Genomic DNA, 13,002 nt, shown 5'->3' on the forward strand with positions numbered 1-13,002 from the left:
CTGTTCCTTCCGGTCGTTCCTTCCGGTCCCCTCGCTCCTTCCGCGGGCGTCGCTGCGTCCGCGGGCCGTCTGCGGTCACCGCACGACCGCGTTCTCCACCAGCAGCGTCACCGCCGCGGTGATCGACTCGGCGTCGATGCCGGCCGCTCGCAGCTGTTCGGCGGGGGTGGCCGAGCCGGGCATGGCGCGTACGGCGAGACGGACCAGACGCGGAGTGGGGCGGCCGTCGAGGAACGCGTCGAGCACGGCGTCGCCGATGCCGCCCTCCTCGTGGTGGTCCTCCACGGTGACCAGGCAGCCGGTCTGCTCGGCGGCCTCGCGCAGGGTCTGCCGGTCGACCGGCTTGACGGAGTACAGGTCGATGACCCGCACGGGAATGCCGTTGTCGGCGAGCGCGTCCGCTGCCTTGAGTGCCTCGTGCACGGTCACCCCGGCGGCGACCACGGTCAGCCGGTCCTCCGGGGAGGCCCTCAGCACCTTGCTGCCGCCGACCGGGAACTCCTCGTCCGGGCCGTACACGACGGGCATCGCGCCGCGTGAGGTCCGCAGGTAGCGGATCCCCTCCAGGCCCGCCATCGTGGCGACGAGCGCGGCCGTCTGGTTGGCGTCGCACGGGTAGAGCACGGTCGAGCCGTACACCGCCCGGAACATCGCCAGGTCCTCGACGCCCATCTGGGAGGGCCCGTCCTCGCCGATCGCGACGCCGGCGTGCGAGCCGACGAGGTTGAGGCCGGTCCCGCTGATCGCCGCCATCCGGACGAAGTCGTGGGCGCGGGTGAGGAACGCGGCGAAGCTCGACGCGTACGGCACCCAGCCGCGCGAGGCGAGCCCCACGGCGGCCGCGACGAGCTGCTGCTCGGCGATGTAGCACTCGAAGAACCGGTCCGGGTGCTCCTTCGCGAAGGCCTCGGCGCGGGTCGAGTCGCTGACCTCGCCGTCGAGGGCGACGACGTTTCCGTGGGCGGTGCCGAGCGCGGCGAGGGCCTGGCCGTAGGCGTCGCGGGGGGCGACCTCGTCACCGACGTCCCAGCGTGGCAGCTCCAGGTGTCCGGCCCGGACGGCGTGCAGCATCCGCGCGGCGGGCGGCTGCTGTACCTCGACCCGCAGGTCGCGCACCCCGCCGAGTTCCCCGATCGCCTCGTCGGCGTCGGGCAGCGGTTTGCCGTGCAGTCCCTCGCGGTCCTCGACGGCCGCGACGCCCTTGCCCTTGAGGGTGCGGGCCAGGATCACGGTCGGCTGTCCGGCCGTGGAGGCCGCCTCGCCGTACGCCCGGTCGATGGCGTCGACGTCATGGCCGTCCACCTCGACGGTGTGCCAGCCGAAGGCCTGGAAGCGGCGGGCGTACGCGTCGAGGTCGTGGCCGTGGCGGGTCGGCCCGCGCTGGCCCAGCCGGTTGACGTCCACGATCGCGGTGAGGTTGTCGAGGTGCTCGTGTGCGGCGTGCTCGGCCGCCTCCCAGACGGATCCCTCGGCCAGCTCGCTGTCGCCGCACAGCACCCACACCCGGTAGCCGACCCGGTCGAGCCGCTTGCCCGACAGGGCGATGCCCACCCCGACCGGCAGGCCCTGGCCCAGCGATCCGGTGGCCGTCTCCACCCAGGGCAGCCGGCGGGGCGTCGGGTGCCCTTCGAGCCTGCTGCCCAGGGTGCGGAAGGTCAGGAGCTCGCTGTCGTCGATCGCCCCGGCGGCCTTGTAGGCGGCGTACAGCAGCGGCGAGGCGTGCCCCTTGGAGAGGACGAAGCGGTCGTTGCCCGGATGGGAGGGCCGGTCGAAGTCGTAGCGCAGTCGCCGGGCGAGCAGGACCGCCATGAGGTCGGCGGAGGACATCGAGGAGGTGGGGTGCCCGGAGCCCGCCGCGGCCGCCGCGCGCACACTGTCGACGCGCAGCTGCTGCCCCAGTTCGGTGAGTCGGGGGGTGCTCATGAGGTTCCTTCCACAGGGTGTTCGGGTCGGGGTGCGGCCGGCTCGTCGGGACGGGCGGATCCCGGCACGGCGGGCCCGGCCACCGTCGGCACGCTGGGCCGGTCGGCCCCCGGCCCGCCGGGTCGGCCGGCTTCCTCGTCGTCGGGGCCCGGGCCCGCCCGGCGACGCGGGCCGACGGCCACGGCCTCGTCGGACACGGGTGCCGGGCGGTCGCCGGAAAGGGGTGCGGCGGGAGACTGGGACTCGGGTGCGGGCCGGTCCCCGGGTTCGGAGTGAGGTCCGGATGCCGACGGCACCGCGGACGCGGACGCCGGGCCGTCTCCTCGACCGGGATCCGCGGATCCCCCGGCCGCGTAGGCCGGGCGTCCTCCGGGACCGGCTGCCGCGGAGGCCCCGGACACGGAGGCCGCAGTCACGGACGGCGCGCGTCCCGGCGTCGGCGGATGCTCGCCGTCCTTCGACGGGTGCTCGCCGTCCTTCGGCGGGTGCTCGCCGTCGGGGGCCGTTCCTCCGTGCGGCCCGCCCGGCATCCGGGGCAGCTCGGGGGAAGACGTGTCCAGCGGTACCGACCAGGAGCGGACGATGCCCAGCTGGACGCCCTGCCGTGGCAGTGCGGCGTCCAGGAGCCAGTCCGCGGCGACCCGGATGCGGTTGCCGGGCATCGCGGCCAGGTGGTAGCCGCGGGTGACGGCTCCGGCGAGGGGCCCGGAGAGCGGCACGCCGAGCAGGTTGGCCGCGGCCTGCACGCCGCCGAGGTCGACGACGAAGCCCAGGTCGCGGTGCCGGTAGGGAGCGGGGTCACCGACGCCGAGCGAGGCGGCGACGTTCCGCCCCGCCGTCCTCCCCTGCCGCCAGGCGTGCTGTGCGGTCATCGGCGTGTACTGGCCCGGCTTCTCCAGATCGGGCACGGCGGCCGCGTCACCGCAGGCGAACACCTCGGGCCTGCCCGGCACCCGCAGGCTCGGCTCGACGAGCAGCCGGCCGCGTTCCATGGGCAGCCCGAGCTGCTCGGCCAGCGGATCCGGGCGGACACCGACGCACCAGACCAGGGACCGTGTGCCGACGAAGTCGCCGTCGCTGAGCAGCACCCCGTCCCGGGTGGCCTCCTTCACGGACGTTCCGGTCCGGACGTCGACGCCTCGCTGCCGCAGCACGCGGTCGGCGGTCCGCGACAGCCGCTCGTCCATCTCCGGCAGCACCCGCGAGGCGATGTCGATCAGCATCCAGCGTGGCCGTACGCCTCCGCGAAGGGGCCGCCCGCGCACCAGCGCGTCGGTGAACAACTGCCCGTGCGCGGCCACCTCGGTGCCGGTGTAGCCGGCCCCCACGACGACGAAGGTGCACCGCGCGGCGCGGATCCCGGGATCGTCGGTGGCGGCCGCTAGTTCCACCTGCCGGATCACGTGGTCGCGCAGGTACAGCGCCTCGGGCAGTCCCCGGAAGCCGTGCGCGTGCTCGGCCACGCCCGGGACGGGCAGCAGCTTGTTGACGCTGCCGGCGGCGAGCACGAGCCGGTCGTAGGAGAGCGTGCCCTCGCCGCCCTCGGGGTCGGTGTAGTGGACGGTGCGCCGGTCGAGGTCGATACGGTCCGCCTCGCCGAGCACGAGACGCACTCCGGGCAGGGTGCCGGTCAGGGAGACGGTGACGCGGCGGGGCTCCAGGACCCCGGAGGCGACCTGGGGCAGCAGAGGCAGGTACAGGAAGTAGTCCGTCGGATTCAGCAGGACGATCTCGGCCTTGTTCCGGGTCGGCCGGGCCAGGGTCCGCGCCGTCCGGTACCCGGCGAATCCTGCTCCGACTATCACGACACGGGGTCGGCTCATGGGTCGCCTCCGGCGGGGTCGCTCGTTCGGGGCCTTCCGCGTCCCCCTGGCCCGGGCGCCCAAACGTCGCGGGCCCCGGCCCACGGCGTTTCGCGCCGGGCCCCGGGGTTACCCGCAGATCGGCCCCCACCAGGGTCGTCACGGAGGTGCACCATGCCCGAATACGGCTATTTCCTGTCCACCGAGGAGTTCGCTCCCCGGGACCTCGTCGAGCAGGCCAGAATGGCCGAGCAGGCCGGGTTCCAGTCGCTGTGGATCTCGGACCACTACCACCCGTGGAACGACGCGCAGGGCCAGAGCCCCTTCGTCTGGTCGGTGATCGGCGCCCTGTCGGAGGCCGTGTCCCTGCCGATCGCGACGGCGGTGACCTGTCCGACCGTCCGGATCCACCCGGCGGTGGTGGCGCAGGCGGCGGCCACGAGCGCGGTGATGACGGAGGGCCGCTTCCGGCTCGGTGTGGGTTCCGGTGAGGCCCTGAACGAGCACGTCCTCGGTGATGCCTGGCCGCCCGCGCACATCCGTCTGGAGATGCTGGAGGAGGCGGTCCAGGTGATGCGCAAGCTCTTCACCGGCGAGGAGGTCAACCACTCCGGGCCCCACTACACGGTCCACAACGCCCGGCTCTACACGGTCCCCGACGAGCCCGTACCCATCGACATCTCGGGCTTCGGCCCTCAGGCGACGGCCCTCGCGGCGCGCATCGGGGACGGCTTCGTCACCATGGCTCCGGACGAGCCCATGGTGGAGCAGTTCCGGCGGGGCGGCGGGGGCGCCAAACCCGTCAGCGGCGGCACGAAGGTCTGTTACGGCCAGGACCGCGACGAGGCCGTGCGTACGGTCCGCCGGCTCTGGTCCAACCAGCTGCTGCCCGGCGAGATGGGGCAGGTCCTCCCCTCGCCGAAGCACTTCGAGCAGCTGGAGCCGCTGGTGACGGAGGAGATGGTCAGCGAGAACACGGTGTGCGGGGACGACGTCGACGAGCATGTCGCCGCGCTCTCCGCTTTCGCCGACGCGGGCTTCGACCGTGTCTACGTCAACCAGATCGGCCCCGACCAGCGCGGCTTCTTCGACTTCTACCGCACGAAGGTGCTGCCGCAGCTCCAGGAGGGGACCCGCTGAGACACCCCGGACGGCCGAGAGCCGCCGACTCCGTCGGAATCAGCGGCTCTCCGGCAGGAAGGCGGGTCCGCCCGGTCCGGGCCGACCCGCCTCTTCGTGCACGCGGTTCACCTTGCGCGGTGGTGCGGGGCGGCGGGACCGGTGGCCCCGCCCGCGCCGGGCGCCGGGGGTGTGTCCGTGCCGGGCGCTCCCGCCGACCCGCTCACGGCGTCGGGCGCGACGGGCGGCATCGGCGGAACGGCGGGCCCGCCGGCCGGCATCCCGGGGGCCGCACGGTCGGTGACACCCTCGCCCGGCCGCTGAGCGGCCTGTTCCGGCGTGGGCCGGGAGGCCGACGGCCGCGCCGCGTTGCGCAGCACGTAGGCCAGCGCGCCCAGCACGGCGGCGGTGATCAGCGCGGCCGCCCAGTCGGGCAGACCGAGCGCGAGGGCGAGGCCGGCCGCGAGCGCGAGGGCCGCGCCCGCGTACAGGGCGAGGGCACCGGACGCGGCGTACAGAGCGGCCGTACGACGCTGCTTGCGGGTCTGCTCCCGCAGCTCCTCGCGTATGGCGTCACGGGCCACCTGTGCCAGCTCGTCGGCCAGATGCTTGTCCAGATGTTCGATTCGGTCCATGGCCGCCGGGTACCCGCGGCCCCGGGCCCGTAACGCCTGCCGGAGGGCGCCCAGGCCTCCACGCGCGGGATCCGTGCGAAACGATCTCGCCCGGGGCCGGCCCCAACTAGGCTCGTCCGCATGGACATTCTGGGAGCCACGCTGCGTATCTGCGTCGACGACCTGGAGACCGCGGTCCCCTTCTACGAGAAGCTGGCGGGCGGCCCGGCGCTCCGCTTCGAGCGCGGCGGCGTCTCGGTCGCCGCGGTCGGCTGCTTCCTGCTGATGAGCGGGCCGAAGTCGGAGCTGGACGTGCTCCGCAAGGTCTCGGCGACCATCGCCGTGCAGGACGTCGACGAAGCCCACCGGGTACTCACCGAGTCGGGGGCCCATGTCGTCGCGGGCCCGGTGGCGACACCGGCGGGCCGCAACCTGATCGCGATGCACCCGGACGGCTACGTGTACGAGTACGTGGACCGCCGCACCACGGAGTAGGTCCGCCCGTTCGCGGGCCGCGGCCGCTCCCGGTCAGGAACGCGCGAAGGCCGCGACGACGATGTCGGCGAGGAGGGCGCCCGCGGCCCCACCGGGGTCCAGGTCGGGGTCGTAGATGGTGACGTTGAAGCCGGCGCAGTGCGGGGAGCGCACCAACGGCCGCAGCAGCGCGACGAGTTCCTCGGGCAGCAGTCCGCCGGGGTCGGGGCTGTCCACGGCGGGCATCACGGACGGGTCGAGCACGTCGGCGTCGAGATGCACCCAGAAGCCGTCCAGGTCCGGCACGTCGAAGGCCTGCGCGGTGGCCGTGGCCAGGGCGTCGGCGCCCCACTCCCGGATGTCGCCGACCGTCACGGTGGGGATCTTCAGTGCGGCCAGTTCGGCCCGGTCGTCCTCGAAGGCGTCACGGATGCCGAAGAACCGTACGTCCTCGTCCCGCAGGTAGGGCTTGAGCCCCTCCAGGTCCGTCAGGTCGTCCTGGCCCCGGCCGGTCGCCAGGGCCACTTCCTCGCCGCCCGCCGCGCCGATCCGGTCGGAGTTGCCCGGGTGCCGGAAGTCGTGCGAGGCGTCCACCGCCGCGAGTCCGTAGCGTCCGACGCGGCGCAGCGCGAGTGAGGCGCCGAGCTGGATGGAGCAGTCGCCGCCGAGGACGACGGGCAGGTCACCGGCCCGCACATGTCCCTCGATGCGGTCGGCGAGCGTACGCGTGTACGCGGCGAGGGCCGCTGCGTTGAAGACGCCGTCGCCCTCCTGCCAGTCGCCCCGGTCGTAGCGCGGCGGTACGACCACTCCGCCCTCCAGTGCGTTCAGCCGCTGCACGATCCGCTGTTCGCGCAGGGCTCCGGCGAGCTTGTAGCAGCCGGGCACGGTGCCCGGGGCGGGCGGGCGGAGCCCCAGGTTCGACGGGGCGTCCAGAACGACGAGATTCCGAAGGGCACTCATGTTCGAACCCTATCGGCGGTGCGGGCCCAGCGCTCGTGGTCCCGCCAGGCCCCGTCGATGAAGAGGAACTCCGGCGAGAATCCCTCCAGCCGGAACCCGCAGCGCCGGGCGAGCGCGATCGAGGCCGCGTTGTCCGGCTGCACGTTGATCTCCAGCCGGTGCAAGCCGAGCCTGTCGAACGCGTACCGCACGACCAGGCCGAGTCCCTCGCTCATGAGCCCGCGTCCGGCGGCGTGCGCGAAGGCCCCGTATCCGAGCGCCCCGCACTGGAAGGCGCCCTCGACGATGTTGTTGATGTTGACGAACCCGGCGATCCCCCCGCCGTCCTTCTCGCAGACGAAGAACCCGGCCTTCGTCGGGTCGTCGATCAGCCGCCCCGCGTACGAGGTGTAGGCGGTGGGGGTGGCGGGCGGGAACAGCCACGGCTGGTGCAGGGCCTTGCTCTCCCGCACCCGGGCGGTGAACTCGGCGCCGTCCTCCAGGGTGAAGGGGCGTATGCCCACGCGGGGGCCTTCGGCGAGGTACGCGCTGGTGGCGGACATCCCGCAACGGTACGCCGGACGCTCCGCCCTGCGCAGGGCGCGACGCGGCGGGCCGGTGGGGCCGACGGGGGCCGGTCGCGAGGTCGTCCGCGCCGCCGAGGGGCGCCCTTCGAGGGGCCCCCGGCCGCCTATCTCCGGCGCCCCATGAAGTAGGCCCCGCACAGCGCGCCGATCAGCGCGGTGCCGAGCAGCGCCATCCACAGGGGCATGGTGACCTCGGGAACCAGCAGGCGGATTCTGGTGGCGCGGATGTTCTCGAAGATGAAGACCAGGGCGAGAACGGCCAGCACGACGACGGCCACCCGGCCGGGGGTCAGCAGGTTCCCGCCGCCGGCCCTCGCGCCGCCGCCGCTCTGCGAAGTCTTCGGGCTCATGTGGTCAGCATGGGCGCAGGAGCCGGGCCCACGCGCGGCGAGGGGTTCCTCCGGGTGAGAGGTCCGCGCCGCCCGGGCGTCAGGCGAGGGCGGGCGCGTCGAGGGTGAGGGTCCCCGCCCCCGCGTCCAGCTCGCCCCGCACCCCGAACGGAATCGTCAGCGCCCCTTCGCCGTGCCCGAACCCGAACTCCTCGGCGATCGGCACCCCCAGCCCGCCGAGCCGGTCGAGGACCAGGTCCCGCACCCGGTCGTACGGGTCGCACCGCGCCCAGGAGCCGAGGAGGATCCCGGCGACTCCGTCGAGCCAGCCGGCGCGCAGGAGCTGGGTGAGACAGCGGTCCAGACGGTACGTCTCCTCGCCCACGTCCTCCAGGCAGAGCAGCCCGCCGCGTGCGGAGGGCCGGGCGTGCGGTGTGCCGAGCTCGGCGGCCAGCAGACTCAGACAGCCGCCGAGGAGAACACCCTCCGCGTGTCCCGGTACCAGGGCCCGGCCCGCCGAGGCGATGGTCCGCACGGACTCCGGATCGAAGAGGGTCGCCCGGAGGTGTTCCTGAGCCCGCGCGTTCTTGACGAAGTCGATGCCCGCGACCATCGGCCCGTGCAGTGTCACGAGTCCGAGCCGGGTCGCGAAGGCCTCGTGGAGGGCCGTGATGTCGCTGAAGCCGAGGAACACCTTGGGCCCGGCGGCGCGCAGGGCCTCCCAGTCGAGCAGGTCGGCCATGCGCTGGGCGCCGTACCCGCCGCGGGCGCACAGCACCGCGTCCACGGAGGGGTCGCACCAGGCGGAGAGGAAGTCCGCGGCCCGGTCGGCGTCCGTGCCCGCCAGGTAGCCGAACCGTGCGTGCCGGTCGAGGACATGGGGCGCCACGTACGGGTCCAGGTCCCAGCCGCGCAGGATGTCGAGTCCCGCCTGGAGCCGCTCCTCGGGCACCGGCCCGCTGGGCGCGACGACGGCGACCCGGGCACCGGCGGTCAGCCGCGGTGGTCTGGTGAGGTCCTTCACTTGCCGAGCTCCAGGGTGGGAACGCCGGGCGGGTTCAGACCGAACACCTGGGCGTACAGGGAGAGTTCGGCCTCCAGGACCCGCACCATGGTGTCGGCGCGCCGGAAGCCGTGACCTTCGCCCTCGAAGGCGATGTAGGCGTGCGGCACGGGCCGCGCCCGCTCCTCCAGCCTGGCCAGGAAACGCTCGCACTGGGCCGGCGGACAGATGACGTCGTCCAGGCCCTGGAGGAGCAGGAAGGGCGCGGTGACCCGGTCGGCGTGCTCGGTGGGCGAGCGCTCCGCGTACCGGGCGGGGACCTCGGCGAGCGGTCCGACCAGGGTCTCCAGGTACTGCGACTCGAAGTCGTGGGTCTCTCCCGCGCCCCAGCCCACGAGGTCGAGGATGGGGTAGAGGATCGTCCCGCAGGCGTACACGTCGGTGCTCACCAGGGACGCGGCCGTCGTCCAGCCGCCCGCGCTGCCACCCCGGACCGCCAGTCTGTCGCGGTCGGCGGTGCCCTCCTCGGCGAGGGCGAGCGCGACGGCCGCGCAGTCCTCGACGTCCACGACACCCCACTGCTCGCGCAGCCGGTTGCGGTACTCGCGGCCGTACCCGGTGGAGCCGCCGTAGTTCACCTCGGCGACTCCGATGCCGCGCGAGGTGAAGTACGCGATCTGCAGGTCGAGGACGAGCGGGGCACGGCCGGTGGGGCCGCCGTGCGCCCAGACGACGTAGGGCGGGGGCCCGTCGCCGGGAGCGACGTGGCCGGGATGGTGGGGCGGGTAGATGTGCGCGTGGATCTCGCGTCCGGCGGGGCCGGTGAACGTACGGATCTGCGGTTCCGGGTAGTAGGCGGGGTCCACCGGGTCGTCGTGCGGGGCTCCCACGACGCGGGCGCGGCCCGTGCGGGCGTCCAGCTCGATGACCTCGTAGGCGCTGCGCGGGCTCGCGGCGACGGCGACGACGCGGCTGCCGTCGACGGCGAGGGTGGCCGCGTACTCGGTCCAGGGTCCGGCCGTGTCGACGACCTCTCCGGTCTCCGGGTCGAGGATGCCGAGCGCGGTGGCGCCCCGGCCGTGCACGACGGCGATCAGTCCGCTCTCCAGCGGCGCGAACCAGCGCCGGCCGATGGTCCACAGCGGTCCGCCGAACTCCTCCTCGCGGGTGCACACGGGTTCGGAGGACTCGCTGCCGGCGGCGCGCCGGTAGAGGTTCCACCAGCCGGTGCGGTCGCTGGAGTACAGGAGGGAGCCGTCGCGGCCCCAGTCGGCCTGGGCGATCGACTCGTCCGGTCCGCCCGCGGCCCTCCGGGCGGCCCGCAGCGTCCCGTCGGACGCCACCTCGGCGACCATGAGTTCGGACCCGTCCCACGGCATGCGCGGGTGGTCCCAGGCCAGCCAGGCGGCGTGCCGCCCGTCGGGTGAGAGGCGCGGCCCGGTGACGAACCGGTGCGGCCCGTCGGTGAGTTCACGTACGGCGCCCCGGTCCTGGGCGGCGGAGCCGTCCAGCGGGACCGCGGCGACGAGCCGGCGTACGTCGGCGGGCCCCTCCCCCGTGAACTCTTCGAGCACGCACCAGACTTCGCCGGACTCCAGGTGCATCTGGGGATCCACCCACCGCAGTCCGCCGCCCACCGGGGACTCGGGTGTCAGGGGGCGCGGCCCGCTCGCGGGGTCGGCGGGCTCGTACGCGTACAGCCGCTGGTCGGCGAAGTCGACGAAGACGACGAGCGGGCCCTCCTCGCGGACCGCGCCGGCCCACGGGTGTCCGCCGTACTCGATGACGCGGCTGCGGACGTTCCACGGGGCGGGCAGCACCGTCTCCTCGATGCCGTCGGCGCGGCGGCGCACCAGAGTGCGGCGGCCACCCTCGGTGGGCCGGGGTTCGGTCCACCATGCCTCGTCCCCGACGAAGCCGACGTGGTCGGGGTGCCCGTCGTGCGCGGCGGCGAGCGACGCGTCGATGGGCGAGGGCCAGGAACCGTAGGCCAGCGTCTGCACTGTGTCCCCCATTTTCCCTAGGCGGTGCGCAGGAAGCGGTCGAGTACCCGGACTCCGAAGTGCAGTGCCTCGACGGGCACACGTTCGTCGACCCCGTGGAAGAGGGCCTGGTAGTCGAAGCCCGGCGGAAGCTTCAGCGGCGCGAACCCGTAGCCGGTGATGCCGAGGCGCGAGAACTGCTTGGCGTCCGTGCCGCCCGACATGCAGTACGGCACGACGTGCCCCTCGGGTGCGAACTCCTCCACGGCGGACCGCATCCGGGCGTACGTCGTCGAGTCCAGCGGCGCCTGGAGGGCGACCTCGTGGTGGAGGAACTCCCAGTCCACGTCCGGTCCGGTGAGCTCGTCGAGGGTGGCACGGAACTCTTCCTCCGTGCCGGCCAGATAGCGTCCGTCGACGTGGGCGACGGCCTCTCCGGGGATCACGTTGACCTTGTAACCGGCGTTCAGCATGGTCGGGTTGGCGCTGTTGCGCACGGTCGCCTCGACGAGGGAGGCGGCGGTACCGAGCTTCTCCATCAGCCGGTCGACACCGTCGGGGTCCCCGAGATCGGGCTCGACCCCGTACAGGGCGGCGAGTTCAATGAGCGCCGCGCGGACCGTCGGGGTGAGCCGTACGGGCCACTGGTGGGCGCCGATCCGCGCGACGGCGGCGGCGAGCCTGGTCACCGCGTTGGACCGGTTGACCTTGGAGCCGTGGCCCGCCCGGCCGCGGGCGGTGAGCTTCATCCAGCCGGTGCCGCGCTCGCCGGCCGCGACCGGATACAGCTCGCGGCCGCCGTCGTCGTGGAAGGTGAACGCGCCGGACTCGCTGATGCCCTCGGTACACCCCTCGAAGAGCCCCGGGTGCTGGTCCGCGAGGAAGCCCGAGCCGTCCTCGGCGCTGGCCTCCTCGTCCGCGGTGAACGCGATCACGAGGTCACGGCGGGGGCGTACGCCGGCGCGCGCCCACTGCCTGACGACCGCGAGGATCATCGCGTCCATGTTCTTCATGTCGACGGCGCCCCGGCCCCAGACGACGCCGTCGCGGATCTCGCCGGAGAACGGGTGGACACTCCAGTCCTCCGCCTGGGCCGGTACGACGTCCAGGTGTCCGTGGACGAGCAGGGCGTCGGCGGACGGGTCGGTGCCCTCCAGGCGCGCGACCACGTTCGTGCGCCCCTTGGTGCGCTCCAGGAGCGTCGGTTCCAGGCCTGCTTCGGCGAGCCGAGCGGCGGCGTACTCGGCGGCCGGCCGCTCCTGGCAGTCGCCGCCGCCGCGGTTCGTCGTGTCGATCCGGATGAGGTCGGAGGTGAACCGAACGACCTCGTCCAGGGACAGCTCGTCGACCGCGCGCTCGCCGGTCGTGCTCTTCTCAGCCATAGGTCTCCTCCACGGCAGCCGAGACGATCGTGGTGACCGCCTTGAAGGTCCGGATGCCCTCGTACATGGTCGCGCTGGTGTACGCGACCTTCCGTTCCCCGGTCCGCTCGACGCCCGGGACGACCGTGGCCGCCATCGAGAGGTGCTCGGCGTCGAACTCCAGTTCCACGGCGTGGGGGCCGGCCTGGGCGGCCTCGTGCCGCACCGCGAGGCGCGTCGCCTCCTTGGCCGCCGAGCGGATGTCGGACGCCGTGCGCGCCGGTGTACGGCACACCGCCGCGTACCGCGAGACATGGTCCTTGACGGCGACCTTCAGGGCCTCAGGCGCATAGCCGAGGGCGTCCTCGCAGGCCACGTCGTCACCGGTGACCAGGACGACGGGCACTCCGTACTCGGCGACGACGAGCGCGTTGAGCAGCCCCTCACTGGCCCGCTCGCCGTCCACCCACACGCCGGTGATCGAGTTGGCGAGATAGGTGTGGGCGAGGACGCCCTCCATGCCGGCGCCCGCGTGGTAGCCGACGAAGGCGATGCCGTCGACATCCCCGTGCTGCACGCCCTCCACCATGGACAGCGACTTGTGCCGCCCGGTGAGCATCTGCGCGCGTTCGTCCAGCTGCTCCAGGAGCAGGTTGCGCATCGTCCAGTGGGCCTCGTTGACGAGGACCTCGTCGGCGCCGCCGTCGAGGAAGCCGAGGACCGCGGCGTTCACGTCCGAGGTGAACATCGACCGGCACCGCTCCCACTGCGGTGTGCCGGGCAGTACGTCGGCCGGCCAGGTCACCCCGGTGGCGCCCTCCATGTCGGCGCTGATGAGGATCTTTACCATGCTCCAGTTGTATCGC

At 73.6% G+C, this 13,002-nt stretch carries 12 protein-coding genes; 2 read left to right on the forward strand and 10 right to left on the reverse strand.

Going from position 1 to position 13,002, the window contains the following annotated elements; genetic code table 11:
* Nucleotides 1–75: 75 nt before the first annotated feature.
* Together KUF83_RS02825 and KUF83_RS02830 are read right to left on the reverse strand one after the other, a co-directional pair.
* Nucleotides 76–1,923, reverse strand: coding sequence for a transketolase (locus tag KUF83_RS02825; protein WP_217452902.1), 1,848 nt, complete (start codon nucleotides 1,921–1,923; stop codon nucleotides 76–78).
* Nucleotides 1,920–3,746, reverse strand: coding sequence for an NAD(P)/FAD-dependent oxidoreductase (locus tag KUF83_RS02830; protein ID WP_217452903.1), 1,827 nt, complete (start codon nucleotides 3,744–3,746; stop codon nucleotides 1,920–1,922). Before KUF83_RS02830 ends, KUF83_RS02825 begins: the two co-directional genes overlap by 4 nt.
* Nucleotides 3,747–3,899: 153 nt before the next feature.
* Between KUF83_RS02830 and KUF83_RS02835 the strand changes: the two genes are divergently transcribed.
* Nucleotides 3,900–4,865, forward strand: a complete 966-nt coding sequence (locus tag KUF83_RS02835) for an LLM class F420-dependent oxidoreductase (RefSeq protein WP_217452904.1) — start codon at nucleotides 3,900–3,902, stop codon at nucleotides 4,863–4,865.
* 107 nt (nucleotides 4,866–4,972) lie between these two features.
* On the opposite strand, the gene KUF83_RS02840 is transcribed toward KUF83_RS02835, so the two are convergent.
* Complete coding sequence (locus tag KUF83_RS02840; protein ID WP_217452905.1) at nucleotides 4,973–5,479, reverse strand: phage holin family protein; 507 nt, start codon at nucleotides 5,477–5,479, stop codon at nucleotides 4,973–4,975.
* A gap of 120 nt (nucleotides 5,480–5,599) precedes the next feature.
* Here KUF83_RS02840 and KUF83_RS02845 point away from each other — a divergent pair, with 120 nt between their 5' ends.
* Nucleotides 5,600–5,953, forward strand: a complete 354-nt coding sequence (locus KUF83_RS02845) for a VOC family protein (RefSeq protein ID WP_217452906.1) — start codon at nucleotides 5,600–5,602, stop codon at nucleotides 5,951–5,953.
* 33 nt (nucleotides 5,954–5,986) lie between these two features.
* On the opposite strand, the gene KUF83_RS02850 is transcribed toward KUF83_RS02845, so the two are convergent.
* The 7 genes from KUF83_RS02850 to KUF83_RS02880 form a co-directional block, all read right to left on the reverse strand.
* Nucleotides 5,987–6,895: an arginase family protein gene (locus tag KUF83_RS02850; RefSeq protein ID WP_217452907.1), complete on the reverse strand. Its 909-nt coding sequence runs from the start codon at nucleotides 6,893–6,895 to the stop codon at nucleotides 5,987–5,989.
* Nucleotides 6,892–7,437 (reverse strand): GNAT family N-acetyltransferase, encoded by a 546-nt coding sequence (locus tag KUF83_RS02855; RefSeq protein WP_217452908.1) that lies wholly within the window; start codon nucleotides 7,435–7,437, stop codon nucleotides 6,892–6,894. Before KUF83_RS02855 ends, KUF83_RS02850 begins: the two co-directional genes overlap by 4 nt.
* Nucleotides 7,438–7,565: 128 nt before the next feature.
* Nucleotides 7,566–7,811, reverse strand: coding sequence for a DUF1049 domain-containing protein (locus tag KUF83_RS02860; RefSeq protein ID WP_217452909.1), 246 nt, complete (start codon nucleotides 7,809–7,811; stop codon nucleotides 7,566–7,568).
* A 79-nt stretch (nucleotides 7,812–7,890) separates the two neighbouring features.
* A complete protein-coding gene (locus KUF83_RS02865; protein ID WP_217452910.1) occupies nucleotides 7,891–8,814 on the reverse strand; it encodes an LD-carboxypeptidase in 924 nt (307 codons plus the stop codon).
* A complete protein-coding gene (locus tag KUF83_RS02870; protein WP_217452911.1) occupies nucleotides 8,811–10,808 on the reverse strand; it encodes a prolyl oligopeptidase family serine peptidase in 1,998 nt (665 codons plus the stop codon). Before KUF83_RS02870 ends, KUF83_RS02865 begins: the two co-directional genes overlap by 4 nt.
* Nucleotides 10,809–10,813: 5 nt before the next feature.
* Nucleotides 10,814–12,157, reverse strand: a complete 1,344-nt coding sequence (locus KUF83_RS02875; protein WP_217452912.1) for a M20/M25/M40 family metallo-hydrolase — start codon at nucleotides 12,155–12,157, stop codon at nucleotides 10,814–10,816.
* Complete coding sequence (locus KUF83_RS02880) at nucleotides 12,150–12,986, reverse strand: M55 family metallopeptidase (RefSeq protein WP_217452913.1); 837 nt, start codon at nucleotides 12,984–12,986, stop codon at nucleotides 12,150–12,152. The genes KUF83_RS02875 and KUF83_RS02880 overlap by 8 nt, the downstream gene beginning before the upstream one ends.
* Between the last annotated feature and the right edge of the window lie 16 nt (nucleotides 12,987–13,002).

This window comes from Streptomyces sp. BV286, assembly GCF_019090165.1.
Lineage (GTDB): Bacteria > Actinomycetota > Actinomycetes > Streptomycetales > Streptomycetaceae > Streptomyces.

What these genes read in the sequence shown, in the direction of transcription:
- KUF83_RS02825 (WP_217452902.1), bottom strand. Translation starts at nt 1,923, where the DNA reads ATGAGCACCCCCCGACTCACCGAACTGGGGCAGCAGCTGCGCGTCGAC.
- KUF83_RS02830 (WP_217452903.1), bottom strand. Translation starts at nt 3,746, where the DNA reads ATGAGCCGACCCCGTGTCGTGATAGTCGGAGCAGGATTCGCCGGGTAC.
- KUF83_RS02835 (WP_217452904.1), top strand. Translation starts at nt 3,900, where the DNA reads ATGCCCGAATACGGCTATTTCCTGTCCACCGAGGAGTTCGCTCCCCGG.
- KUF83_RS02840 (WP_217452905.1), bottom strand. Translation starts at nt 5,479, where the DNA reads ATGGACCGAATCGAACATCTGGACAAGCATCTGGCCGACGAGCTGGCA.
- KUF83_RS02845 (WP_217452906.1), top strand. Translation starts at nt 5,600, where the DNA reads ATGGACATTCTGGGAGCCACGCTGCGTATCTGCGTCGACGACCTGGAG.
- KUF83_RS02850 (WP_217452907.1), bottom strand. Translation starts at nt 6,895, where the DNA reads ATGAGTGCCCTTCGGAATCTCGTCGTTCTGGACGCCCCGTCGAACCTG.
- KUF83_RS02855 (WP_217452908.1), bottom strand. Translation starts at nt 7,437, where the DNA reads ATGTCCGCCACCAGCGCGTACCTCGCCGAAGGCCCCCGCGTGGGCATA.
- KUF83_RS02860 (WP_217452909.1), bottom strand. Translation starts at nt 7,811, where the DNA reads ATGAGCCCGAAGACTTCGCAGAGCGGCGGCGGCGCGAGGGCCGGCGGC.
- KUF83_RS02870 (WP_217452911.1), bottom strand. Translation starts at nt 10,808, where the DNA reads ATGGGGGACACAGTGCAGACGCTGGCCTACGGTTCCTGGCCCTCGCCC.
- KUF83_RS02875 (WP_217452912.1), bottom strand. Translation starts at nt 12,157, where the DNA reads ATGGCTGAGAAGAGCACGACCGGCGAGCGCGCGGTCGACGAGCTGTCC.
- KUF83_RS02880 (WP_217452913.1), bottom strand. Translation starts at nt 12,986, where the DNA reads ATGGTAAAGATCCTCATCAGCGCCGACATGGAGGGCGCCACCGGGGTG.